The sequence below is a fragment of the Bacillus sp. PS237 genome (genome assembly GCF_037963345.1).
Classification (GTDB): domain Bacteria; phylum Bacillota; class Bacilli; order Bacillales; family Bacillaceae; genus Bacillus; species Bacillus subtilis.
This window is the reverse complement of sequence record NZ_CP150156.1, coordinates 548,278-572,420: the sequence shown is the minus strand read 5'-3', so window position 1 is coordinate 572,420 and position 24,143 is coordinate 548,278. Positions and strand designations below refer to the sequence as shown.

General features: G+C 40.8%; 25 protein-coding genes and 1 pseudogene. 12 read left to right on the top strand and 14 right to left on the bottom strand.

The window, feature by feature from the left end:
• Positions 1-128: 128 nt before the first annotated feature.
• Positions 129-1,031, top strand: coding sequence for a carboxylesterase (locus NST22_RS02980; RefSeq protein WP_003242638.1), 903 nt, complete (start codon positions 129-131; stop codon positions 1,029-1,031).
• Positions 1,032-1,442: 411 nt separating this feature from the next.
• Here NST22_RS02980 and NST22_RS02975 read toward each other — a convergent pair whose 3' ends face one another.
• The 3 genes from NST22_RS02975 to ydfH all read right to left on the bottom strand — a co-directional run bounded on the left by NST22_RS02975 (position 1,443) and on the right by ydfH (position 5,590).
• Positions 1,443-3,617, bottom strand: a complete 2,175-nt coding sequence (locus tag NST22_RS02975) for an MMPL family transporter (RefSeq protein ID WP_003243548.1) — start codon at positions 3,615-3,617, stop codon at positions 1,443-1,445.
• A gap of 115 nt (positions 3,618-3,732) precedes the next feature.
• Positions 3,733-4,374 carry a two-component system response regulator YdfI gene (gene ydfI, locus NST22_RS02970; RefSeq protein ID WP_003244318.1) on the bottom strand — a complete coding sequence of 214 codons (642 nt, stop codon included), beginning with the start codon at positions 4,372-4,374 and terminating at the stop codon, positions 3,733-3,735.
• Positions 4,367-5,590 (bottom strand): two-component system sensor histidine kinase YdfH, encoded by a 1,224-nt coding sequence (gene ydfH / locus NST22_RS02965; RefSeq protein ID WP_010886422.1) that lies wholly within the window; start codon positions 5,588-5,590, stop codon positions 4,367-4,369. The genes ydfI and ydfH overlap by 8 nt, the downstream gene beginning before the upstream one ends.
• A 267-nt stretch (positions 5,591-5,857) precedes the next feature.
• Here ydfH and NST22_RS02960 point away from each other — a divergent pair, with 267 nt between their 5' ends.
• From NST22_RS02960 to NST22_RS02950, 3 genes are all read left to right on the top strand, one after another.
• Positions 5,858-6,001 carry a hypothetical protein gene (locus NST22_RS02960; protein WP_003243880.1) on the top strand — a complete coding sequence of 48 codons (144 nt, stop codon included), beginning with the start codon at positions 5,858-5,860 and terminating at the stop codon, positions 5,999-6,001.
• Complete coding sequence (locus NST22_RS02955) at positions 5,998-6,177, top strand: hypothetical protein (RefSeq protein WP_010886421.1); 180 nt, start codon at positions 5,998-6,000, stop codon at positions 6,175-6,177. Before NST22_RS02960 ends, NST22_RS02955 begins: the two co-directional genes overlap by 4 nt.
• An 85-nt stretch (positions 6,178-6,262) precedes the next feature.
• Positions 6,263-6,706: a carboxymuconolactone decarboxylase family protein gene (locus NST22_RS02950; RefSeq protein WP_003242768.1), complete on the top strand. Its 444-nt coding sequence runs from the start codon at positions 6,263-6,265 to the stop codon at positions 6,704-6,706.
• Between the two features lie 79 nt (positions 6,707-6,785).
• Here the strand turns inward: NST22_RS02950 and NST22_RS02945 are convergent, their stop codons facing one another.
• A complete protein-coding gene (locus NST22_RS02945) occupies positions 6,786-7,466 on the bottom strand; it encodes a winged helix-turn-helix domain-containing protein (RefSeq protein WP_003244115.1) in 681 nt (226 codons plus the stop codon).
• 89 nt (positions 7,467-7,555) lie between these two features.
• On the opposite strand from NST22_RS02945, the gene NST22_RS02940 reads away from it, so the two are divergent.
• Complete coding sequence (locus tag NST22_RS02940; RefSeq protein WP_003243530.1) at positions 7,556-8,179, top strand: flavin reductase family protein; 624 nt, start codon at positions 7,556-7,558, stop codon at positions 8,177-8,179.
• Between the two features lie 117 nt (positions 8,180-8,296).
• On the opposite strand, the gene NST22_RS02935 is transcribed toward NST22_RS02940, so the two are convergent.
• Positions 8,297-9,745, bottom strand: a complete 1,449-nt coding sequence (locus NST22_RS02935; protein ID WP_003244019.1) for a PLP-dependent aminotransferase family protein — start codon at positions 9,743-9,745, stop codon at positions 8,297-8,299.
• A 132-nt stretch (positions 9,746-9,877) separates the two neighbouring features.
• On the opposite strand from NST22_RS02935, the gene NST22_RS02930 reads away from it, so the two are divergent.
• Positions 9,878-10,798 (top strand): EamA family transporter, encoded by a 921-nt coding sequence (locus NST22_RS02930; RefSeq protein WP_003244236.1) that lies wholly within the window; start codon positions 9,878-9,880, stop codon positions 10,796-10,798.
• A 56-nt stretch (positions 10,799-10,854) separates the two neighbouring features.
• On the opposite strand, the gene NST22_RS02925 is transcribed toward NST22_RS02930, so the two are convergent.
• The 5 genes and pseudogenes from NST22_RS02925 to NST22_RS02905 form a co-directional block, all read right to left on the bottom strand.
• Positions 10,855-11,640 (bottom strand): GNAT family N-acetyltransferase, encoded by a 786-nt coding sequence (locus NST22_RS02925; RefSeq protein WP_010886420.1) that lies wholly within the window; start codon positions 11,638-11,640, stop codon positions 10,855-10,857.
• Positions 11,641-11,833: 193 nt separating this feature from the next.
• Positions 11,834-12,079, bottom strand: a pseudogene (locus NST22_RS02920) (hypothetical protein).
• Positions 12,080-12,137: 58 nt separating this feature from the next.
• Positions 12,138-13,445 (bottom strand): arsenic transporter, encoded by a 1,308-nt coding sequence (locus NST22_RS02915; protein WP_003243030.1) that lies wholly within the window; start codon positions 13,443-13,445, stop codon positions 12,138-12,140.
• 12 nt (positions 13,446-13,457) lie between these two features.
• Positions 13,458-13,793: a metal-responsive transcriptional regulator AseR gene (gene aseR, locus NST22_RS02910; protein WP_003243257.1), complete on the bottom strand. Its 336-nt coding sequence runs from the start codon at positions 13,791-13,793 to the stop codon at positions 13,458-13,460.
• 607 nt (positions 13,794-14,400) lie between these two features.
• Positions 14,401-14,997, bottom strand: coding sequence for a TetR/AcrR family transcriptional regulator (locus tag NST22_RS02905; protein ID WP_003244147.1), 597 nt, complete (start codon positions 14,995-14,997; stop codon positions 14,401-14,403).
• A 203-nt stretch (positions 14,998-15,200) separates the two neighbouring features.
• Between NST22_RS02905 and NST22_RS02900 the strand changes: the two genes are divergently transcribed.
• Positions 15,201-16,388 (top strand): MFS transporter, encoded by a 1,188-nt coding sequence (locus NST22_RS02900; RefSeq protein ID WP_003244454.1) that lies wholly within the window; start codon positions 15,201-15,203, stop codon positions 16,386-16,388.
• Positions 16,389-16,531: 143 nt separating this feature from the next.
• Here the strand turns inward: NST22_RS02900 and NST22_RS02895 are convergent, their stop codons facing one another.
• On the bottom strand, positions 16,532-17,125 hold the full coding sequence (locus NST22_RS02895) for an NAD(P)H-dependent oxidoreductase (RefSeq protein ID WP_009966655.1): 594 nt from the start codon (positions 17,123-17,125) through the stop codon (positions 16,532-16,534).
• Between the two features lie 110 nt (positions 17,126-17,235).
• Here NST22_RS02895 and NST22_RS02890 point away from each other — a divergent pair, with 110 nt between their 5' ends.
• Positions 17,236-17,622, top strand: coding sequence for a winged helix-turn-helix transcriptional regulator (locus tag NST22_RS02890; protein WP_003242640.1), 387 nt, complete (start codon positions 17,236-17,238; stop codon positions 17,620-17,622).
• A 149-nt stretch (positions 17,623-17,771) separates the two neighbouring features.
• Here NST22_RS02890 and NST22_RS02885 read toward each other — a convergent pair whose 3' ends face one another.
• Positions 17,772-18,644: a YitT family protein gene (locus NST22_RS02885; protein ID WP_003234217.1), complete on the bottom strand. Its 873-nt coding sequence runs from the start codon at positions 18,642-18,644 to the stop codon at positions 17,772-17,774.
• Positions 18,645-18,898: 254 nt separating this feature from the next.
• On the opposite strand from NST22_RS02885, the gene NST22_RS02880 reads away from it, so the two are divergent.
• Complete coding sequence (locus NST22_RS02880) at positions 18,899-19,228, top strand: winged helix-turn-helix transcriptional regulator (protein WP_003243941.1); 330 nt, start codon at positions 18,899-18,901, stop codon at positions 19,226-19,228.
• Between the two features lie 81 nt (positions 19,229-19,309).
• On the top strand, positions 19,310-19,882 hold the full coding sequence (locus NST22_RS02875) for an alpha/beta hydrolase (protein ID WP_003234219.1): 573 nt from the start codon (positions 19,310-19,312) through the stop codon (positions 19,880-19,882).
• Positions 19,883-19,934: 52 nt separating this feature from the next.
• On the opposite strand, the gene NST22_RS02870 is transcribed toward NST22_RS02875, so the two are convergent.
• Positions 19,935-20,360 carry a MaoC family dehydratase gene (locus tag NST22_RS02870; RefSeq protein WP_003234221.1) on the bottom strand — a complete coding sequence of 142 codons (426 nt, stop codon included), beginning with the start codon at positions 20,358-20,360 and terminating at the stop codon, positions 19,935-19,937.
• 193 nt (positions 20,361-20,553) lie between these two features.
• A complete protein-coding gene (locus NST22_RS02865; RefSeq protein ID WP_003234223.1) occupies positions 20,554-21,945 on the bottom strand; it encodes a PLP-dependent aminotransferase family protein in 1,392 nt (463 codons plus the stop codon).
• 154 nt (positions 21,946-22,099) lie between these two features.
• Here NST22_RS02865 and NST22_RS02860 point away from each other — a divergent pair, with 154 nt between their 5' ends.
• The gene (locus NST22_RS02860) at positions 22,100-22,963 is read left to right on the top strand and encodes a DMT family transporter (RefSeq protein ID WP_003234225.1); all 864 of its coding nucleotides are present in this window, start codon (positions 22,100-22,102) and stop codon (positions 22,961-22,963) included.
• A 421-nt stretch (positions 22,964-23,384) separates the two neighbouring features.
• Entirely contained in the window at positions 23,385-24,044 is a 660-nt protein-coding gene (locus NST22_RS02855) for a lipoprotein (protein ID WP_003243990.1), read from the top strand.
• The last annotated feature ends 99 nt before the right edge of the window (positions 24,045-24,143 follow it).

Genomic DNA, 24,143 nt, shown 5'->3' with positions numbered 1-24,143 from the left:
CTTTTCATCTTGGATTTGACGTCTAATAACAACTGTATTATATTGTAAATAAAGTCTGTTATATCAAAATCAGATTCCCCATCACGAAACGGCACATTCATTTAAACAAAATTGGGAGGGGCATTTGTATGTCAAACCATTCATCTAGTATTCCCGAATTAAGTGACAACGGTATCCGCTATTATCAAACTTATAATGAAAGCCTTAGTCTTTGGCCGGTCCGTTGTAAATCATTCTATATATCTACTCGTTTTGGTCAAACACATGTGATTGCAAGCGGCCCAGAGGATGCCCCGCCGCTTGTATTACTCCACGGAGCATTATTCAGCTCGACGATGTGGTATCCCAACATCGCCGATTGGAGCAGTAAATACAGAACTTATGCAGTTGATATCATAGGTGATAAAAACAAGAGTATTCCTGAGAATGTAAGCGGTACAAGAACGGATTACGCCAATTGGCTTCTTGATGTGTTTGACAATCTGGGGATCGAAAAGTCCCACATGATCGGACTTTCGCTTGGCGGTCTCCATACGATGAATTTCCTTTTACGTATGCCTGAGAGAGTAAAAAGCGCAGCTATACTGAGTCCGGCAGAAACGTTTTTGCCATTTCATCACGATTTCTACAAATACGCTCTTGGCCTTACAGCGTCAAATGGAGTTGAAACATTCTTAAATTGGATGATGAATGATCAGAATGTGCTGCACCCGATTTTTGTGAAGCAGTTTAAGGCAGGGGTAATGTGGCAGGATGGATCAAGAAATCCAAATCCTAATGCCGACGGATTTCCGTATGTTTTTACCGATGAGGAATTACGTTCAGCAAGAGTTCCTATCCTATTATTACTTGGTGAACATGAAGTCATCTATGATCCCCACTCAGCCCTGCACCGAGCCTCTTCATTCGTTCCAGATATTGAGGCGGAAGTCATTAAAAATGCCGGACATGTTTTATCGATGGAACAACCCACTTACGTAAATGAACGTGTAATGCGTTTTTTCAATGCAGAAACAGGCATTTCACGGTAAGGGCTTATAAGATAGTGATTTGCATTCATAAAGTCCTGCAATATGCTTCTAGCCGGGCACTTCAAAAAATAGAGTCCCTCTTATGGACTCTATTTTTCTTGGACAAAACCCGCAGCTGGTTTTGTGTGCTTGTTTCTTTAGGTTTCTTATATGATCAGTTGTAAAATCCTTTATTTTCAAGAAGGATTCTCAAGATCCTTGGCATCAAGTAGTGAATGCAAAGTCAAAAAATCATGTCACTTCTCCTGGGATGCCTGCTAGTATGATGCAGCTTCTGCCAATATGAAACAAAGTTCCATCCATATCGAAAATGAGTGATGGCGCCATAAGCGTCTCCTTTTAACTGCCGACTTCATCTTCTAAATACTACCATAAGCAAAAGAGCAGATCATAAAAGATCTGCTTTTTCTATTACACACTGATTTGTTTCTTTTGTTCATGATCTATTTCCGGCTGTATTTCCTTTGTCAGTTGATGCCCTTCTATATCCACATTCGGAATAATCTTGTCTAACCATTTCGGCAAATACCAGGCTGCATTCCCCATCAGCTTCATGACACTTGGAATCAGTGTCATTCTTACAATAAAGGCATCAAAGAGTACACCAAAGGAAAGAGCCAGCCCATTGGCTTTAATAGAAGCTTCGCCTGCAAAGATAAATCCTGCAAAAACGAAGATCATGATCAAGCCGGCTGCTGTAACAACAGGACCACTGTGTTTTAATCCAGCCTGAATGGCTTGTACTGGATTGTTTGTTTTTACATATTCTTCACGCATTCTGCTGACAAGGAATACTTGATAATCCATGGCTAACCCGAACAGAATCCCAATCGATAAAATCGGCAGGAACGCGAGTATCGGCCCTTTTTCAGGTATTTTGAAAAAGTCGATGAGATTCCCGTCTTGCAAGACAAATACACAGATTCCAAGAGTGGCTGTCATCGTCAACATGAAACCTGCAACAGCAACAAGCGGCACAAGCAGCGAACGGAAAACGATGGTCAGCAATACAAACGCAAAGCCAACAATAAGTACAGCAAACACCGGTATCGCATCATTCAGGCGATCTGAAATGTCAATATTCACTGCAGTTGATCCAGTAACAAGCAAATCTACTCCGTTTTTATCTGATAAACTGCGTACATCATGTACCAAATCTTTCGTTGTGACATCATTTGGACCTGTTTCAGGAACGACCGTAATGATGGCAAAGTTCCCTTCTTTATTAGGCATTGCAGGAGTGACACTTGCTACATGGTCTAAGCCCTTTATTTCTTTCACTGCATCTGCGAAAGCCTCCGCCTTATTTTCTGTAGCATTTGTGGCATCCGCTACGATTGTTAATTGGCCATTAAATCCTTCTCCAAAGCCTTCGGCAAGCAAGTCATATGCCCGGCGATCCGGATTATCCTTAGCTTTCATCCCAGCATCAGGCAAGCCCAGTTCCAAATGCATAGATGGGATACTAATGACGATCAAAATCAGAATGCTGCATACACTTAGCATGATAGGATTTTTGGTGACAAAGCGTCCCCAGACATTTGTTTCAGTGCTTTGTTTTTCTATTTTCTTGTTTGATTTCGGAATCATCCGCTTCCCTGCAATCGATAAGACCGCAGGCACAAGTGTGATGGAAGCCAAAACAGCCATCAGTACACTAAGCCCTGCTGTCAGCCCCATCGCAGACATAAAAGGAATGTTAACGACAGTTAATCCGCAAAGTGCAACGATAACAGTAAGTCCGGCAAAAACCACTGCACTTCCCGCTGTTCCCACGGCTCTCGCAATTGATTCATTCTTTTGTATGCCTTCGCCTAAAAACTGGCGGTGTTTCGTAAAAATAAATAAAGCATAATCAATACCAACAGCAAGGCCAATCATTCCGGCTAATGAAAGACTGACAGAAGCAATATCAAATACTTGTGTCCCAATCAAAACCAGTCCAATACTTACACCTAAACCAATCAGTGCAGTTAAAATCGGCAAACCTGCTATTAATAAAGAACCGAATGTAATGGCTAAAACGACAAAAGCCAAGATAATGCCGACAATTTCAGAGACACCGCCTATCTCCATCTCCGCTCCCGGTACATCTCCGCTTAGCTCAGTTTGCAATCCTTCATCATCAGCCATTTTCAAACTGTCTTTTAAGTGTTTGATAGAGTAATCCTTTATATCATCTGCTGATGATTTATACTGGATATCAGCATAGGCAACTGTGCCATCTTTCGCGATTGTCCCTGTCACAAAAGGACTTGCAATCGAGTCAACAGAATCATCTTTACTGATTTCTTTGAACGTATCTTCTATTGCTTTTTTTGCTGGCTTCCCAGTAAGTTTCTCCCCATCACCAGCACCGAAAATAACCCGTATGCTCCCTTTATCAGGACCATGAGGAAATTCTTTTTGAATCACATCCATCGCTTTTTCCGAAGGTGTGTCAGGTATGGACATATCCTCAGAAAAACTTGGTTTCAAGGTCACTGCAAGGCCTATCGCAGCAACTAACACAACGATCCACGCACATATTGCTTTTATGCGATTGCGAGCAACCCATCCTCCTAATGTATATAACATTTTTGACATGATAATCTCCTTTCAACACATTGCTTGATCACATTCTTTCTCATTGTAGTTGACAATGAAATGAAAAAAACGTACATTCGGGCATGTACGTTTGGGCAATTTTCAAATATGCAGTTTAGTTGTCTATTGTCAGAATACCTTTTTGCATGGCAATCGTTACTGCCTCAGTTCTTGAATTCGCGCCTAATTTATTGTAAATGGACGTTAATCTGGACTTTACTGTTCGCTCAGAGACGCCCAAATCAAAGGCAATCGCTTTGCTTTTAAGACCTTTAGCAATTGCTTTTAGAACAATGACTTCCTTTTCTGTCAGCTGCGTCTCATTGCGCTGCTTTTTCATCCGCTCAAATTGGATTTCTTGCAGACGTTTAAGGATATCAGGCTGCAATAGCACATTTCCTCTGATGGCTGCATCCATTGTGTGAAAAAGGGTTTCTGAACTCGTATCTTTTAACAGATATCCTTTCGCTCCTAATTCAATCCCTTCGATCATTAAGTGATCTTCATTATATGTAGTCAAAATAATGATGGGGGTATCGTGTTTTTCTTTTATTTGTTTAATGGCCTCTAACCCGCTCATCTCCGGCATATACAAATCCATCAGAATGATATCCGGTTCTAATTCATCTGCAAGACGGACTGCTACTTTTCCATTTTCCGCCTCTCCTATAATGGTGTATTGATCATTCGTTTCAATTAAAAGCTTCAGACCTTCCCTCACGACAAGATGGTCATCAACGATTAAAACCTTATTCATCTTGCATCTCTCCCTGAATTGGTACAGTGATCTCAATTTGTGTTCCTTTCAATTTTGTACTCTTGATATTGAATTGGCCATTTATTGCCCTGACGCGTTCTTGTATGCCAAGAAGCCCATAATGTCCTCTCTTTTTCTTTCCTTTTTCAACATCAAATCCCTTGCCGTTATCCTTAACTGTTAAATGGAGCCTTCCCTTTTCATCATCCCAAATGGATATCCAGATTGTTTTCGCCTCAGCATGCTTTGCCGCATTCGTCATGCATTCTCCAATGATGTAATAACAGTTTTCAGCTGTACGCACATCCAGCACCTGATGCAATCTGTAATCTAATAAACAAGCCATGCCTGTCGACTCTATAAAATGATCCATTAGCGAGGTAATTCTTTCTTTTAAAACACCGATTTCTTCTGATTTGCTGCGGAGATCGTCAATAGCTGAACGTGCATCAGCTATTGTGCTTTTCACTCTTTTCATCGATTGTTGTATGATTTCCTTCGCTCTCTCTGTGTTGCCTTTGGCGAGATGAACATGAATCGCATCCAGCTGCATATTTAAACTGACAAGACCTTGAGCAAGCGTATCGTGTAAGTCTCGGGCCATCCGCTGTCTTTCGTTCTGCAGCGTCAGCTGTTCTACCTGCTGATGAGCCAGCTCCAGCCTTTCAAGAGTCAATTGAGCTTTTATTTTTTCATCGACTTGGGCAAAAAATGTTGCGGCATAAGTGATGATGACAATCATGATCGGCGCAGCAATAACAATAAAATGCAAAACTTCACCTTTATGAAGGTGATACGCCGAATTTATGACCAGCAGCAGCAATAGATAAAGAATGAGAAAAGTCCTTCTTCTGTCTGCCATTCCTATAATTTGTCCAATTAAAAATGCATAAAGGCCGATAATCACAAGTATAAAGAAGCCAGTCATGAGATTAGCAAGTGCAAAGGTGATCAAACCTTGTACCGCGAAATACAGAATCACTCTTTTCTTAACCCAGCGATATGAGTGCCAATGAAGCAAAGCAAAAATGGCGATTAATATGGTAAACGCATAAAGCAATAAAATGGACCAGCCCCCAGAAACAAATTGCAGCACGATAGAGGCTATATAGATCATGAGAATAAAAGCCAGGCCCGGCACTCTGAGTGCAAGCATGTTTAATGCCCGCCTATCATGTGAGTAATATTTATCTTTAAAAGGATTCCTTATAAGCAAACCTTATCCACTTCCTTTACCTGTTTCACCGAATAGAGATTCATGAAAATCGAACCCATATTTCAACGTGCAAACATACATGTATCCAATCATTTTATAGGAAGAGAAGGAACACAACAATATCAGGTGCAGGGAAACATTAGAGTTTCCAACAAGTGATCATTGCCCAAACGTACATGAACGTTCTGCCTCTATGTACGTTTTATCTTTTCAAATTTACCTTTAAAATCATAAGGAACTTACTATTCATTGAAGGAATGATCATCATTGAAATCGATTGATCTCACAATTTTATCATTAAAGAGAAAAGGAATCCGGACCGAAAAGGTATTAAAAAATCAGAACCCTGATCGATTAAGCCATATGACAGACAAAAATGCGCAACCAAAAAGCAAGGAAAAAGAGGAATGAACATGTATTGGTTTCTAGGTGCTTTATTATATTTTCTGATCGGTACTTATATATTCATTAGAGTCACTAGAGACAGCCAATCAGGCTCATGGATACTGCTTGCATTAGCAGCTCCACTCATCATTGCTGGCTACCCTTATTTTTATTCAAAGAAGCTTCTTTCCAAAAGACGCTGAAACAGCTGTCATTCAAACCGCACATTGGTAAAATGATCAATACCGGGATACAATCTAGGTATTCTATGGAAAGGAGTCTTGCTTTATGAGTCAAAGAGTGTCCTACTATGAGATTGCACCTGAAGGTATGAAAATCATGATGGATATGGAGAAATACACGAAACAATCCTCAATTAACCGAACGACGAGAGAACTAATCAAAATCAGAGTCTCTCAAATGAACGGCTGTGCCTTCTGCATAGATATGCATACGTCCGATGCCCGCAAAATGGGAGAAACTGAACAGCGAATTTACTGTTTACATGCTTGGAATGAATGTGATTTTTACTCACCTGAAGAGAAAGCGGCTCTCGAACTATCTGAACACATCACGCTCATTCCATCTAAAAGGGTTCCTGATGAGCTATATCATCGGGTGCGGGAACATTATGATGAGGAACAATATGTTGACCTTGTTCTGATCATTAATCAAATAAACAGTTGGAACCGCATCTCTATTGCAATGGGGAATCGAGCTGCTTCAAAATAAGAAGAAGGAGTAAGATTAGAACAAATCTTACTCCTCCTAGATATCGTGCCTCATCATCTGATGTTTCCGCTTCAAAATCCTAAATCTTCACGTTTAGGTGCTTTTCAAACGCGATTTTCCCGCTTTGTGTAATCCTAATCGCTCTCGTTTTAGGCATACGAACGATCCATTCTTCTTCTAACATGCGCACCAATAGGGCGTTTCCTAATGCTCCTGCAATATGATGCTGCCGTTCACTCCAATCCAAACAGCAGCGGGCAAAGGCTCTCCTCTTATTCCGTTGTTGCTCTTCATTGATGCCTAACTTCGAAAAGAATAAAGCACCCTCTGAAGTCACCTCAAAGTTTAAATCAACTTTTTTTAACATCCCCTGCTCAACTAGTGAATGTGCCATTTGCACGCCCACATAACCTGCCAAATGATCATAACAGGTCCGGGCGAAATGCAAGTCCTTTTTCTCTTTTGACTCTTTTAAAGATTTGACTTTTGCTTTAGGCGCAATATGAAGCAATTGTTCGATCACATTTGCAGCATCTGAGTCAGCCAATCTGTAATACCGATGTCTCCCATGCTTCTCTACGCTAATCAGCTTTGCTTCAAGCAATTTATTCAGGTGAAAACTTGCAGTTTGAGGTTTAATGTTAGCGAGATATGCAAGCTCTCCCGCAGGGTGTATCCTTCCATCCATCAGACTGAGAAGAATGGAAGAACGCGAGGGATCTGATAGCAACGAAGAGATTTTTGCAATATTAGGATTCATGATTTTCCTCCTTACATTCATATTTCGATGATAGTTGAAATGTTAATCCTTTACAATATAAATGTAAGCGTGACAAGGAGGAAAAAACGTTGGACATCAAAAAACAAGACACTCGTCGATTTAAGGAAATCAAACCCAAGATCATGTATTATGGTACCTCGACATTTCTTCTAACCACATTGAATGAGGATGGAACCACTAATATTAGTCCTATGTCTTCTTCTTGGGCTCTTGGACATTATATAATCCTTGGAGTAGGACTGGGAGGAAAAGCCATCGACAATTTGGAAAGACACAAAGAGTGTGTCATAAACTTGCCTGGCCCGGATTTATGGGAAAACGTTGAAAGAATTTCATCTTATAGCGGAAAAAAGAGTATACCGCCTTTAAAGAAGCAGATCGGATTTACATATAAAAAAGAAAAATACGAGGCAGCAGGGTTAACGCCTTTACAATCAAAAACAGTATCACCAACACGAATTAAAGAATGCCCTATCCAAATCGAAGCCGAAGTGAAACACATTCGGCTTCCAGAATATGAATCGTCATTCGCAATTGTAGAGACGCAGGCACTACATTTTCATGCCGAGGAAAGTATCATTCTGGACGAAAACCATATCAACCCTTCCAAATGGAGCCCGCTTATCTATAATTTCAGACACTACTTTGGTTTAGGAAGAGAAGTCGGAAAGACTTTTCGTTCAGAGACATGATTATTTTAAGACCGAACCATGATTTGGTCTATTCTAGTAACCCTTGTTATTATCAGATCAAGCGATCATTAGGCTTGATCTCTTTTTTAGTGAAACATCCATTTAAGGATATAAAAGTTACCTGCTTGCCAATTCTTTAATCATTAAACCCAACTCATAAATCCCCTTTTGAAGGTCTTCAAGAGATGCATAAGCATATGATAAGCGAATATAATTCCCTTTTTCCTGAGCATAGATACTGCCGAGATTGATCAGAATCCCTTTTGATAAGGCTTTAGTATAAAGTAATTTCATTGATATGGAAGGCAATATTTTTATCCAGACAAAAAACCCTCCTTTTGGGATATTCCATGTCGCCACTTCTTTCAAATGAGTTTCTAAAGCACTCAAGGCCAATTCTCTTCTCACCTTTAATTGCTGCCTAACCTTTTCTACATGCTGCTGGTAGTGGCCGGAAGTAAACCACTCTGCCGCTACTCTCTGGGATAGCGAACTGGATCCGTAATCTGTTTGCATTTTAATGTCAGATAAACGTTCAATCACCGGTTCCGGTCCGACGATCCATCCAATCCTCAAACCTGGGCTTAATGTTTTCGATAAACTTCCTATGTACAGTACGTGTCCATTTTTATCAATTGTTTTAATAGGATATGGCGGAATTTCATCGATCCATAACTCACGATAAATGTCATCTTCAATAATAGGAAGCTGTGTATTCTCACTTACTGCTAGGATTTCTTCCCGTCGCTTTTTAGACATAAGAATACCAGTCGGATTGTGAAAACATGGATTTGTATATAAGATAGCCCTTCCCCGCTCTCCTCTTGTTAAATGAACATTTTCAGGCAAAAGTCCTTCATTATCCATAGGAAGTCCAGTCAGCTTCATACCAGCTGATTGAAATACGTGTAATGAATAAAGGTAGGAGGGCTGATCAAGATAAACGGTTGATCCTCTTTGTAACAGCCCCATTGATATCAGCTGCAAGGCTTGCAACGCTCCTGAGACAATCAGAATGGAAGAAGATGAGACGTTGATTCCAATGGTTTTTAAATAGTTGCTTAATGCCTCCCTCAAAGGTAAGTAACCTTTTGGTTCTTCATATCCGAATGCCTCCATGTGTTGAGATACCTTCCCCATCATCTCTTTCATAACAGCCAAAGGAAAAATCTCAGCTGAAAGTTCACCTTTACTGAGCTGTATAAGGTCTGTATTTGATTCTGATTGATTTATCTCTTGAACGATTTTTCGGCTTGGCATCTGAATGCCAGAGGTGACATATTGATCCCAATCGGGAGCAGAATTCTTAGCCATCAGTGTCCATGTGTTGTTGATAACAACTGTGCCTTTCCCCATTGTGCCTTCTATTAGCCCATCGGCCATCAATTCCTCTAACGCTGTAATCACTGTGCTCCGATTTACCTGAAAATCTTTTGCAAGCGTGCGCTGGCTTGGAATCTTGCTTCCAATCGGCCACTCTCCATTTCCTATTTTCTCTTTAATAAAATGAACGATTTGTCTGTACTTAGGGAGCTTTTTCATCTTTTTTTCTTCTGGAAAGCTCATAGAATCGGTCTCCTTAAAATAAATTGGTTGGGTCAAAATCTATTGAACTGGTTGAAGCCATATCATCAAATCTTTATTAGTATAGAAACACATTAAATAACTGGTTGGTTTTTGTAAAGAGGAGTGAGAGGAATGCGAAAGAAAACAGTTCAAATAATGATATCTCATAGTCTCATGATTGGTTTATGGGCATCTGCTTTTCCGGGAATTCGCGCAGGACTTGAAGGGTACACGCCAGAACACCTTGCTTTATTTCGTTTGTTAATCGGCTCTATGGCATTATTGCTTTTTGCTGTTTTGACTCAGATGCGCCTACCCGACTTGAAAGACATTCCTGCCATTTTTCTTTTAGGGTTTTTAGGATTTGCATTCTATCACATTTTGCTGAACATCGGTGAAAAAACAGTTAGTGCCGGAGTTGCAAGCTTACTCGTTACTACGGCACCGATCTTCTCAGCCATGCTATCCCGCCTGTTTTATAAAGAGCATTTTGGATTTACGAAATGGCTTGGCTCTATGATCAGTTTATTGGGTGTATTATTGATTGCATTTGGGGCGGGAGACTTTACATATTCAATGAGCGGTATCTTGGTCATCCTGCTGGCAGCATTTTCGGAGAGTATTTATTTCGTTTTTCAAGCCCGCTATATAAAAAAATATGGTTTTATTCCATTCGTTACATTCACCATTTGGGGCGGAACAATACCTATGCTTGTGTTTCTGCCAGGCTTAGGCGAAGAGATGATGAACGCTTCAATAAGCGCAACTTTGTCTATCGTTTACTTAGGATTATTGCCGACGGTTATTCCTTACTTCGCACTAGCATATGTCACTTCATTCGTCGGTGCTTCAGAAGCAACCCTTTCACTTTATGTTACACCGGCTTTAGCCTTGATCATATCTTGGCTCTGGATCGGCGAGATACCCACACTGCTCTCTCTGCTAGGCGGAGTGGTTACAGTTGGCGGGGTATGTTTTACCTACCTAAAAGTAAATAAAATGAATAAGATTTTCATCACCCATTTTTCTGCTAAAAGGGTAAAAAAACTCTAAAACAAAAAAGATACCAACATCGGTTGGTATCTCCTTTTAAGGTTCTTTCATTAAGGTTAGCCAGAGTAGTAAATAGTGTATTCCGTTACCGTCTTAAACCCTAGTTTAGCTGCTAATGCAATGGACGAATTGTTGCAAATATCACAATCCCAGCTAGGAACAATCCCATTTTCCATACAAAACGCTATAAACCTATTTGCTACGCAATAAGCTAACCCCAGTCCTCTATATTCTTCAAGTGTATAGATATCCATTTCCGCTCGATTATGCCCTAAAAATATAGAGGTACACTCACTTACTACGTGATTGCCATGTAATACGGCAAATCCAAAACCTTTTGAAGCAAACTGTGAGACAGAATTCCAATACTCCTCATAATACGCGCTGTTAAACGCTGTGCTATGTGAAATGATGTCTTCGTCAATTCTTTTCAATACAAGCCCCTTTGGCAGTTGCAAAGTCTTTTTGAAAGATTTTGGTTGATAAGAAAATGCAGCTCTTCTCATTTGGTTTAAGTCATCTTTCAGTATGGGTTTCAGTACGCTATCCCATGTATCACTGGAAGAAAACAAGGTAAATCGTTTTGATGATTTCACTTGTTCTTCATAATATCCTGCAATGAAATCATGAAAATCCCGATTCCCTTGGTCTCCCGCAATAAAATAAATGCCTGATTCAGTTCCTATAAAAAACGATTTAGGAAAGGTTTGATCATCTGCATAAACAGCTCCCGGAATGGTTTGGTCTAATATTGAATAGACAAATGTGGGACAATATTTGTCATCAAACATTGTTTTTAAGCTACTGTATTTTTTTTTTGTTAATTCCTGCAAAACAGACAACTCCTTTAAAACACCGTCTCCTTCATGATTCTGTTCACAAATCAATTTTCCTCTGTCACCAGCTAAATAACTTCCCTGTTACGAATCTCAGACAAATAAAAACAAAAACAGGTGTCTGCACTCAGCTCGCAGACACCTGTTGAACAACACATTGTATTATATAACCCAAGAAAACGCTGAATATATCGATTCTTTATTCCCCAGTTACAGCAAACTGTTTTAAACGGTCACCAATTTCATCACGGACCCTTTGGAAACACTTCTTCTGTTCCGTGTGCTTTTGCCGGATCATCAAATTTCTCCGATGTTTGATTTGAAATATCAATCCCTGCTTCTTTCATTGCTTTGACAGCACTCGATGTCATCCTTGAGCTTCGATTCCTGCGCTGTACACATTCCACTTAGCCCCAAGGTATTTTCTCCCCCACCCTTCAGCCATTTGGCTGCGGCAAGAGTTACCAGTGCATTGTTTTCCTTGATATAGTGACCTTGTCCTTTTAGAAACAAGAATGGATTATCAGCAGCCAAATATACAGGCCGACAAGTGTGATCAATAAAGTGGGTATCGTGAGGATAATTCCTGTTTTAAAATACGTGCCCCAGGAAATCTTCATACCTTTGTGCGAAAGAACATGAAGCCATAATAATGTCGCTAAGGAACCAATCGGTGTTATTTTAGGCCCTAAATCTGAACCGATCACATTTGCATAAATAAGCGCTTCTCTCATCATCCCATGTGTATCTGTACCGGCAATGGCCAATGCGTCAATCATAACAGTCGGCAAGTTATTCATAATGGAAGAAAGAATCGCCGCAATAAAGCCCATTCCAATTGTCCCAGCAAACAATCCTTGATCAGCTGCGGCTTGAATCACATCTGAAAGGACATCCGTTAATCCGGCATTTCGGACACCATACACAACAACGTACATGCCAATTGAAAAGAATACGATAGCCCATGGCGCCTCTTTCACCACTTTCTTTGTATGGACGGCCGGACTCTTTTGCGCAGCGATTAAGAAAATGATTGCAATGCTGCCCGCTACCACTGATACAGGGATAGAAAAAAATTCACTTGCAAAATATCCAATTAACAGCAGCCCTAAGATATACCATGACAGTCTGAACATGTTTTGATCTTTAATTGCTTCAACAGGTTTTTTAACCTCAGTCAGATCATAGCGTTTTGGTATGCTTTTTCTAAAGAAAAGGTAAAGTACAATGATGCTCGCCAGCAGCGAAAACAGGTACGGGACAACCATTCTGGATGCATAATCAATAAACGTAATATGAAAATAGTCCGCTGAAACAATGTTGACCAAATTGCTTACTACAAAAGGAAGCGAAGTGGTATCCGCAATAAATCCGCTGGCAATGATAAAAGGAAAAACTAATTTTTCATTAAAATGTAATGCTCTGACCATCGCTAATACGATTGGTGTCAATATAAGAGCTGCACCGTCATTTGCAAATAACGCGGCGACGATAGCTCCTAATAGAGATACATAAACGAACATCCGCACACCGTATCCTTTTGCAGCCTTAGCCATATGAAGCGCTGCCCATTCAAAGAAACCGATATTATCAAGAATTAACGATATCAGTATGATGGCCACAAAAGCCAAGGTCGCATTCCAAACAATCCCTGTCACAGTTAACACATCATGAAAATTGACAACACCTGCTATTAGAGCTAAAACTGCGCCTCCACAGGCTGACCACCCTATAGATAAATTTTTCGGCTGCCATATGACCAATACTAGAGTTAATAAAAAGATGAATACTGCCAAAATCATTGATGTCAATCTAATGCCTCCTTACTGGCAACACGCTTGAGTTTTCTTTTGTTTGATATGGTTTAACAATTCATCCTCTTGATCAATTTGATGTAAGATCAATTGCAATGTATCAAACTCAGGACAGGAACCATTTATTGAATAATAACGCCATTGGCCTCTTCTGTCCTCATTCACAAAACCTGCGTTTTTTAATTTCCGCAAATGCTGGCTTATGGCGGGCTGGCTCATTTCGAACATATCAACCAATTGACAGACACAATATTCTTGTTCAAGAAATAATCTCATCATGATAAGCCTAGTTTGATCACTAAGTGTTTTCAAACAACGAGTCATCGCCGCAACATCAATCGTCATATGAGCTCCTCCTTCCCAAATCAATATATAAGCAAATCGTTATATACACGCCAAATGATTATACATTCCCCTTTACGTTTCCATATGTAGCGCTCCGTATATCTTAAGGATCAAAACTTTGAAACGAAAACCTGAGTCGCTCCCCGCGTTTCCTTAGCGCCCCCGTCATTATATAAACTTTTATTTATATAAACAATCCCTTCTGGTATAAATATTAGACTATTTCAGTTATGGGAGTGGTCATAGAGCCCAAGCTGAAACTAGACAATCATCTGGATATTAAAAAACAGGTCTCTTTAGAGGCCTGTTTACATTGCAAGTATTTTTTCCATTGCCATGACACCTACATAATGGCCATCGATTTTCCCCTGTTGTTTAAATACTCCAACTTTGCGGTATTCCATTGAAGTATAGAACCCTTGTTCCAATCGATGAAAAGGAATGTAATAATATGATGTTATGTATTCACGATTGAATGACTTCTTTTTCGACATCCGATAAGAGAACTTTTCCCTCGATGATTCCGCTCAGCAACAAAAATCTTATATTTCACTGTACGATGGAACCAATTTGTCATATAATCCGCAGCTTTTGCAGTTCTTATCAGCTACATACTCTCTGTAGCAGAGGTAGCTTGAACTCCCTTAAACGCATTCATCACCAAATCACGCACATAGGAATCATTCACCTCATCCCCTGTTATAAGCAGACGATAGAAAATTGGTCCGTAAATGAGATCTATGCTTACTTCAATATCAAGATTCTCTCTCAATTCACCTTTCTGAATTCCCTTTTCTAGAAGGCCTTTCGCTTGGAGGCGGCGAGGCTGGAAAAATCGCGTGCGATATTCTTCTGCCAATTTTTCATCCAACTGCCCTGCACCTATTAATTCCTTAATAACGGTTCCTTCCCGGCTTGTCAAAAACCTAGCTAAATTCGTGGCGTGGGTTACTATATCTTGTACTGACGACCCTGTATCAGGCACAGGCAGCCTGTCCGTCGCGGTCGAAAGAAAGCTGTCCATGATAACGGCAGCCTTGTTAGACCACCATTTATAAATCGTTGCTTTACTCACTTTCGCACGCTCGGCAATTTTATCGACTGTCACCGCATCGAAGCCTTTTTCCAGCAATAGGTCATAGGCTGCAGAGAGAATCGCCTTATGCGTTCCTTCATCACGCGGCCGCCCTCGTTTACTCTGCACATAAATCATTCCTTCCCGCAATATAAACTATACGTTCAGTATACTTAAATTGAATAAAAAAAGAAAACAGAAATCCATTTACAAAACTGAACGTTTAGTATATTATTTTTATTAATCGACGAAACTGAACGTTCAGTTTATAAAATCACTTGTGAGAAGTCATGATTACACTCAAAAAACCACTTAAAAAGGAGTTCATTCATATGGCTAATGGAAACAAACAAGCAGGTCAGAGGATTTCACCCAGTTTAACCCTTCTTCTCGCAACTGCATGCGGTATCATTGTTGCTAATCTTTACTATGCACAACCCTTGGTCGGATTAATTAGTAAGGCAATTGGACTTTCTCCAAGCGGTGCTGGATTGATTGTCACACTCACCCAAATCGGATACGTTGCCGGCTTACTATTCCTTGTCCCTTTAGGAGATATTATCGAAAACAAAAAACTTATTGTTGTATCGCTCCTTCTAAGCGCAGCGGCTTTGACACTAACAGCATTTGTGAAGCATGGAACACTGTTTTTAGCAGCTGCGTTTTTCGTCGGATTGGGATCAATCGCAGCCCAAGTGCTTGTTCCATTTGCATCATACCTTGCATCAGACGCTGCACGCGGCCGGGTTGTTGGCAATGTCATGAGCGGCTTATTACTCGGTATTATGCTTTCCCGTCCGATATCTAGTCTAGTCGCTGATATCTGGGGGTGGAATGCAATATTCGCTTTGTCCGCCGTGGTAAGTGTTATCCTGGCCATCGTATTATCAAAAGTGCTTCCTGCCAGAAAACCAACAGCAAATACAAACTATACTGCCTTACTCGGTTCAATGTGGAAGCTGCTGCGCACGACTCCAGTCTTACGCCGCCGTGCCATCTATCATGCGTTTGTATTTGGAGCTTTCAGCTTGTTCTGGACAACTGTTCCTTTATTATTGTCCGGTCCTGATTTTCATTTTTCTCAGAAGGCAATAGCACTCTACGCATTGGTGGGCATTGCGGGTGCAGTCACTGCACCAATAGGCGGCCGCCTGGCTGATCGAGGCTTAACCAGGCTTGCCACTGGAATCGCTCTCGGTGTTGTCGTTGTCTCTTTATTACTGCCGCTCATGATTCAGAGCAGCTCCCCCGTCGGTATAACAGTTCTAGTGGCCGCTGCTATTCTGTTAGATATGGGTGTATCTGCAAACCTTGTGCTCAGTCAACGTGCTATTTTTTCGTTGGCGCCTGAAATTCGCAGTCGATTAAACGGATTATTCATGGCGATCTTCTTTCTAGGCGGTGCGATAGGGTCATCAATTGGAGGATGGGCATATGCCTCAGGCGGATGGAGTACAGCATTATGGATTGGAATCGCTTTTCCGGTCATCGCTTTGCTTTATTTCATCACAGAGAAATAAGTATTTCACCAAAAATAAGCAGTCAGGACCAAGCAAATAGCTTATTTTTGGTGGCTTCTTCTTTTTTTGCTATATGTTAAAATCCCTCTGCTGAACAAGAAAAAATCCTGCTTGGTGAGTACAGGATTTTCAAAAATCAATCTTTATGTTAAATCGACACTCTCCAGCTGTTTCAAATACCTTTGCAGGCGAACCTTCGGGTTTAATTCTATATTTGTAATATGCTTTACATACCGATTCGCACTTTCGGCAATTTCTTGGTCACTGATTGTATTGGCGCGATATTCGGCAAAGGAAGGCAGATAGGTCATGCCTACTAAATGGGCAGATGCTTGGAACGGTTTTGTCAGCTCGCTTATCGAAAACAAGTTATATCCGCCGGCTTGATAAGAGTGTTCAGGTGAACCGATGGACATGGCAGTTACCCACTCTTTCCCCTTCAATTTATTTCCGCCGGGACCATGAGCCCAGCCAAACGTAAACACTTCATCAAACCACTGTTTTAAAAGCGGTGGGCTGCTGTACCAGTATAATGGAAACTGAAAAACGATACGGTCATGGGCCAGGAGCTGCTGTTGTTCAAATTCCACATCAATTGGTTGATCGCGATATTTTTCATAAAGATCATGGACAGTTACATCTGGTTCACTTAAAACGGCTTCTTTCCACTTTTTATTGATACGAGAGGATTCTATATTCGGATGTACAACGAGTACGAGTGTTTTCATATGATCCATTCCTTTCATTCCTTAGATGTGACATCATTATATGATGTATATTAAAATATAAAAAGTACGCACATTGAATGTATATAGTATCAAAAAGTATACTATTAGGAGTGAACAGCTTGAGAAATCGTAAACTCGGCATTGATTATTCTTCTGATGACTTTGAAGGATGTCCGGTGGAGACAACATTAGATATCATCGGAGGTAAGTGGAAAGGCATTCTTCTTTATCATCTCATTGACGGTAAAAAGAGGTTTAATGAGTTTCGAAAACTATACCCAAAAATTACCCAGCGTATGCTCACGCTACAATTAAGAGAATTGGAACGGGATGGCGTGATTCACCGCGAGGTTTATAAACAGGTCCCTCCAAAAGTCGAATACTCTTTAACTGAGTTTGGAAGAACATTAGAACCTGTTATCCTGCACATGAAGGACTGGGGAGAAAAATATAAAGACAGGATTGATAAGCTCGAAGCAGCACGTAAAGCTGAAGATAAAATCTAATAACCAGAAAAAATACCAAGGGTTTTGACGCCCTTGGTATTTCTGTGATTCAGACCTTCACCGGTTATTCACCCACAAGCCTCAAAAAAGTGTTTTTGATTAAATTACCCGCGGCATGTCAGTTACGGTTAAAAAGGTCATTCTATTTTTTAGTGATGATTAAGATTTCTAAAATTGCTGCCCTTCACTTCAGCTACATCATACACGGTAACAAAGGCAGTTTTATCAATATCATTAATAATTTCCTTTAGTTTGGTTTCTTCTAAACGGTTGATGACACATGTGATTTCTTTAAATTTCTCGTGGGAAAAACCCCCGTAAGCTTCTTTATATGTGGCGCTTCGGCCTAATTGATCACGTATTGTCTCTACCATTAATTCAGGTTGGGTTGTAATAATTTGAAAGGTTTTAGAGCCGCTTAAGCCTTCCTCCACAACATGAATCACTTTGGATGCAATGTAGTAAGCAATGACTGAAAGCAATGCCCCTTGTAAGCCAAATACTGTGGAAACAAAAATAAACACAAATAGGTTTAAGAATAGAATGAGATCGCTCGTTCCGAATGGCAGTTTTCGGGATAGCAGCACAGCAAGCATGTCAATTCCATCTAATGCGCCGCCATTACGCAGCGCCAGCCCCATTCCGAATCCAAGGATAATCCCGCCGACAACGGTAATTAACAGGGTATCTCCTTCTATGATAGCGGGTGTGTGGTGGAAAAAGCTTGTCCCCGCGGCAAGCGATACGATTCCGATAATTGATAATAATGCAAAGCTTTTCCCAATTTGCTTATATCCTAACCAGACAAATGGAATGTTGATCACAGCAATCAAAATCCCCAGCGGCAAGTTGAATAGCTGTGAACCAACGATGCTAAGACCCGTCACCCCTCCATCAGATACACTGTTTGGAATGAGCACTGTTTCTAGTCCATATGCCGCTATGATTCCTCCAATGATAACCATGATGATTTGGAGAATCATTTTCGCTTTAAATTTCTTATGTTTTTTGGGTGTATTCATACCATTCCTCATTTCTCAAATATTTCTTTATATTTAAATATACCATAATAGATATTTTCAGCTAAAAACATGCGTTTTTTTAAATAAAGTAACTAACAGTAAGGTAACCCTCTTTGACTTAGAACATTCATGTACCGTGCCGCCTGTTGAGCAAGCGGCCCCTTTCACTTCAGATCGTGAATCGCCCTCAAACTTCAACACCGAAAATCCTAATTTATTCTGATATGATACTTAAAAAAGGAGGTTTGATTACAATGAATAGCCTGTGCCGCAGTAAACAAGCCCCATTTGAATACACCTTATCTCTTATAGGGGGCAAATGGAAAATGAGAATTCTCTATGAGTTAGGGTGTGAAAAAACGATGAGATACGGCGAGCTGAAAAGGGCTATGCCCTTCATCACCCATAAAATGTTAAGCGCACAGCTTAAGGAATTGCAAACTGACGGCCTTATTCATCGGTCTGAGGTTTCTCACACCCCACTGAAAGTAGAGTATTCGTTATCTGACAGAGGGCGATCTTTGTATCCCCTCATAGATGAGATGTGTAAGTGGGGAATGGCACAAGGAGGGCCTCATATGTAAAGCTACTTACAAAAAAGTGCGTACTTGTTTCCCAATGAGAGGAATTTTATACTGAATGAAAATATTTCTTAGGAGGAAATAATGACAAAACAAGTCTATATCATTCATGGCTACAGAGCCTCCTCAACAAATCATTGGTTCCCTTGGCTGAAAAAACGTCTGCTCGCAGATGGGGTCCAAGCAGACATTTTAAACATGCCTAATCCGCTCCAGCCAAGACTTGAGGATTGGCTGGATACACTCTCTTTATATCAGCACACTTTACATGAAAATACGTATTTGGTTGCGCACAGCTTAGGTTGCCCCGCCATTTTGAGATTTTTGGAACATCTTCAATTACGAAAACAGCTTGGCGGAATCATACTTGTTTCCGGCTTTGCCAAATCATTGCCCACTTTACAGATGTTAGATGAATTTACACAGGGATCGTTTGATCATCAAAAAATCATCGAGTCCGCGAAGCACCGTGCTGTCATTGCTTCTAAGGACGACCAAATTGTGCCTTTTTCATTCAGCAAGGATCTGGCACAACAAATTGATGCTGCGTTATATGAAGTTCAGCACGGAGGTCATTTTCTAGAAGATGAGGGATTTACTTCTTTGCCTATTGTTTATGATGTTTTAACCTCTTATTTTTCAAAGGAAACCCGCTAACATCTTTCACCCATCTGCTTCAATCGAGCCCGCGAAAAGCGGGCTTTCTGAGTTATCGTTTGATCAATACAGATAACTCACCTTCAAACACTTTTACTTCTTTTTGATTATAAGTAGATAGCAATACTGTGAGTATTCCCAATTCATTTCTCTTTGGCTGCTTATCAAGAACCTCAACAATTGTAAACAATTCATCATCCGGATATACGGGTTTTATGAATGTCATATGATTCATCTCTGTTCCGGCTATAATATCGTCTCCATAGAAACCTTCTTCAATCCAAAGTTTAAAAGATATGGCCAGTGTTTGTATGCCGGAAGCGATAATTCCATTAAATCTGCCTTTACTCGCTTTTTCTTCATCTACATGCATATACTGAGGGTCAAATTCACCCGCAAACCGCATAATATCATCTTTTGATACTTTTAATGATTTCGTTTTGAAGACCTGGCCAATTGTAAACTCATCTAACTTCATTCTTACACCTCTATTTTTTCAATTGTCTATTTTGTTTATTTTAGCACTGTGAGGAGCAAATAAAAAATTCTGTTTTTCGCTAAACAGACGTATCGTGGCCTGGACTGCAGGCACTCATCATATACTTAAAAAATATTGAACAGCTCTCAACACTTAGTCGTCACTTGGCCGTTTTGCTAAACTGAAAGCTCCCTCATATCTTCCAGGCAGCCTTCAGTTTTTTTATGCCTTCTCTTATGTCGGATTCAGAAACCCCTGCAAACCCGAGCGAGACCGTTTTTGTAGGAGGATGATGTTGATAAGAAAGAGAAACAGGATAAATTTTTACTCCATGTTTTTTCGCCTTCTCAATTAACTCTTTTTCACCAAATGGCAAATAAACGTCAAGTAAGATACGAAGCCCAGAGTTTTCTCCGCGGATTCTGACATGCTCTCCTAATTCCCTTTGCACTGCCTCTAATACAATGGCTCTTTTTTTGCGGTAAAGTTTTCTCATTCTGTTGATGTGTTTTTGCCACTCTCCATTTTTTATAAATTCAGCTAGGGTTAGCTGACTGTGGCAGGACACTGTCTGCTTATATAAGGACGTGATTTCATGACCCTTTTTTAAAAGAGGCGAAGGAAGAATCATATAGCTGATACGCAGCGAGGGCAAAAGAGACTTAGAAAAAGTGCCCATATAAATGACACGGTTATGCTGATCAAGCCCTTGCAGAGAAGGAACCGGCTGTCCTGTGTACCTAAATTCCCCGTCATAATCATCCTCTATGATAAAGGATTGATTTTCGGCCGCCCATTTGAGCAGCTGAATTCTTCTGTTTATTGTCATTATGGTTCCCAGCGTAAATTGATGGGAAGGTGTGACATATACAAGGTTTGGCTGCTGTTCTTTGATCTTCTGTATACAGATTCCCTCATCATCGACTGGTATAGGAACAATATTCATGCGGTTGGCTTCAAAAATCTTGCGTGCTCTTGGATAACCAGGATCCTCATACCCTATAGAAATATTCGGCTCAAAAACTTGGCACAAGATTTGCAGCAGAATAGGGTTCCCGGCACCTATAATCACTTGTTCAGGGCCGCAATGAACCCCCCGAGATTGATACAGGTACTCTGCAATGAGTGTTCTCAGCTCAAACTCTCCTAAAACATGTCCCGGCCGATAAAGCTCGTGTCCATATTGGTCTAAGCTATTGACCATGCTTTTTCGCCATGCGGAAAAAGGGAAGTAAGAAGAATCTACATTCCCATAATGAAAATCAATCCATTGTTTATTTTCTTCTGCTTCTTGTTGAATGGGTGTTGTGCTTGGCATTCTATCATAAGCAAAATCAGAATCATGATAATCAGCAAACCACCCGCTTCTTGGCTTGCTCACAATATAACCTTCAGCAGCGAGCTGTTCATAGGCACGTTCTACAGTCGTTTGGCTGATGGAAAGCTGATTCGCCAGGAGTCTTTTTGAAGGAAGCTTCATTCCTTTTTGAATACGGCCCCGATGCATATTTTCTTTAAAATACCGATAAAGCTGCTGATAAAGCGGAATATCCAGAGTTCTATTCAAAAAAGGCGTGATATCCATTTGCGCGTTGTTCTCCTAACTGGTATGCATTTTTTTATGAAAACTGGCTGTTTATAAAAGGCCAATTCCAGTTTATAGTCATTGTAATCCTTAGCTGCTGGTTTTGTTAAGAAAATACAGACAATGAACAAGAAAGATATGTGGAGTGATTATAATGAACAAAACAACAAATGGCTGGATAAATGGTTTTATAGGCGTACTCATTTTCAGCGGCTCGCTGCCTGCGACCCGTTTGGCTGTGTCAGACTTCGATCCGTTATTTCTCACAGTTTGCCGTGCTGCGATAGCTGGTGTACTGGCGGGAGGTCTCCTTCTCATCTTCCGGCAGCAGCATCCTGCCAAAAGAGATCTCATTTCATTGTTAGTGGTAGCGTTCGGCGTAGTGATTGGTTTCCCGTTGCTGACAGCTTTAGCGCTTCAGCATGTCACATCCGCACACGCCATTGTCTTCATTGGACTTCTTCCACTCGCAACGGCAGTCTTCGGCGTACTGCGCGGGGGTGAACGCCCTCGCCCCGTCTTCTGGATTTTCTCAGCTGCCGGCAGCTTGTTAGTAGCAGGTTTCGCCCTCATTCAGGGGGGAGGTTCATCCCCGCTTGGCGACGCGTACATGCTGGCTTCTATTGTCGTATGCGGTCTTGGTTATGCAGAAGGGGCCAAACTTTCACGGCGTCTGGGGAATTGGCAGGTGATCTCATGGGCACTCGTTCTGTCGCTTCCTCTTATGCTGCCATTGTCGTTCTTTTTTACGCCGGACTCATGGTCGGCGATCGGCGTTCCCGCACTGCTCAGTCTTGCATATGTATCCTTATTCAGCATGCTGATTGGCTTCGTGTTCTGGTATCGAGGTCTTGCCCAAGGGGGAATTGCAGCGGTTGGGCAGCTCCAGCTTCTCCAGCCTTTTTTTGGACTGCTGCTTGCCTCAGTGATTCTGCACGAGAAAGTGGGCTGGGCACTCGTAGCAGTGAATATCGCCGTTATCATGTGCGTTGCAGCAGCTCGGCGATTTGCAAAGTAAGGCAGACCTTTAAGCATAAACTTCAAAAATGCATGAAGGTATAAAAATACCAAGGGTTGCTGGCCCTTGGTATTTTGTATGCGATCGAGCAGACTTGAGTCTCCCGCTTAGACATATAAGTCAACACCCATTTACCTGCCGCCATTATCAAATCCGCTCTAATAAATCCCCCACTTTTTCTGCCATGACACGAGGTGGATAAGGCATTTCGTTTTTGTTTGCATTTATATCCCACTTTACATTCAATACCTGAAGAAAAAGGGGCAAAACTTCTTAAGATTCTTAGGTTTTCGCGATGCTATTCAAGATCGTTTCCTCTTCTTAAACAGTTTTCAATATCATCCTATCTATTCCATGGTAATATTTAGATACATAAACTTATATATGAAGCTGACCTGAATTAATAGAGAGGAATGAAAAAATGAAGAAACGCAGAAAGATATGTTATTGCAATACTGCCCTGCTGCTTATGATTTTGCTTGCTGGATGTACGGACAGTAAGGATGGAGAAGCACAACAACCTTCAAATCAAGCTTCTGCTGTGCAAACTGACGAAAAACACACTGAGCCTGAAGAGAGCACCAAAATACGCAAGGATGAAGCGGAGCCAATAACAGAATCAGAAGAATCCGCAACAAAAGCTGCAAATGATACCTCTTCAGCAGAAGAGAAAAGCAAAGAAGACAATGTATTGGCAGCATACTCTTCGGAAAAAATTGAATATGCCAGAGTTTGGCTTCAACTTGGACCTAATCAAGAGATAGATGAATTAAATGTTCGACATATTGCGGCTGGCGAGCCAATTAATCCTAATGATGATACAAGTGCCAGCTATCCAGAAAATGTGACCCAGTTGGCAGGTTCTCGTTTAGTGGATGGATCAGTCACTTATCATGGCAATGGGGATGGCACAATTCATGTATATAATGTGCCTTTACGCTGGGATTCCGCTGATGATATAGAAAAAGGCGTCATGCGGGAAGTGACTGAGAGTATCATAAAAAACAGAAAAACAGTGTACGTTGATACAGGCGACGATGAAAAAATCAAGCGGCTCATTGATATCATGATGATTCATTAATCAGTATTCGTTTGTCTGCACCTGACTAAAAACAATGGTTAATAAGGTATATTAATACAAAAACAAAGTTTGGAGTGTAGTAACTTGCTAAAAATCTTC

Bases quoted from the DNA above. Each gene is read 5' to 3' on its own strand.
- aseR (WP_003243257.1), bottom strand. From the start codon at position 13,793: ATGACGATTGATGTTGCGGCGATGACTCGTTGTTTGAAAACACTTAGT.
- NST22_RS02875 (WP_003234219.1), top strand. From the start codon at position 19,310: ATGACAAAACAAGTCTATATCATTCATGGCTACAGAGCCTCCTCAACA.
- NST22_RS02860 (WP_003234225.1), top strand. From the start codon at position 22,100: ATGAACAAAACAACAAATGGCTGGATAAATGGTTTTATAGGCGTACTC.
- NST22_RS02900 (WP_003244454.1), top strand. From the start codon at position 15,201: ATGGCTAATGGAAACAAACAAGCAGGTCAGAGGATTTCACCCAGTTTA.
- NST22_RS02865 (WP_003234223.1), bottom strand. From the start codon at position 21,945: ATGGATATCACGCCTTTTTTGAATAGAACTCTGGATATTCCGCTTTAT.
- NST22_RS02930 (WP_003244236.1), top strand. From the start codon at position 9,878: ATGCGAAAGAAAACAGTTCAAATAATGATATCTCATAGTCTCATGATT.
- NST22_RS02950 (WP_003242768.1), top strand. From the start codon at position 6,263: ATGAGTCAAAGAGTGTCCTACTATGAGATTGCACCTGAAGGTATGAAA.
- NST22_RS02855 (WP_003243990.1), top strand. From the start codon at position 23,385: ATGAAGAAACGCAGAAAGATATGTTATTGCAATACTGCCCTGCTGCTT.
- NST22_RS02980 (WP_003242638.1), top strand. From the start codon at position 129: ATGTCAAACCATTCATCTAGTATTCCCGAATTAAGTGACAACGGTATC.
- NST22_RS02885 (WP_003234217.1), bottom strand. From the start codon at position 18,644: ATGAATACACCCAAAAAACATAAGAAATTTAAAGCGAAAATGATTCTC.
- NST22_RS02945 (WP_003244115.1), bottom strand. From the start codon at position 7,466: ATGAATCCTAATATTGCAAAAATCTCTTCGTTGCTATCAGATCCCTCG.
- NST22_RS02955 (WP_010886421.1), top strand. From the start codon at position 5,998: ATGAACATGTATTGGTTTCTAGGTGCTTTATTATATTTTCTGATCGGT.
- NST22_RS02870 (WP_003234221.1), bottom strand. From the start codon at position 20,360: ATGAAGTTAGATGAGTTTACAATTGGCCAGGTCTTCAAAACGAAATCA.
- NST22_RS02895 (WP_009966655.1), bottom strand. From the start codon at position 17,125: ATGGATCATATGAAAACACTCGTACTCGTTGTACATCCGAATATAGAA.
- NST22_RS02935 (WP_003244019.1), bottom strand. From the start codon at position 9,745: ATGAGCTTTCCAGAAGAAAAAAAGATGAAAAAGCTCCCTAAGTACAGA.
- NST22_RS02975 (WP_003243548.1), bottom strand. From the start codon at position 3,617: ATGTCAAAAATGTTATATACATTAGGAGGATGGGTTGCTCGCAATCGC.
- ydfI (WP_003244318.1), bottom strand. From the start codon at position 4,374: ATGAATAAGGTTTTAATCGTTGATGACCATCTTGTCGTGAGGGAAGGT.
- NST22_RS02880 (WP_003243941.1), top strand. From the start codon at position 18,899: ATGAATAGCCTGTGCCGCAGTAAACAAGCCCCATTTGAATACACCTTA.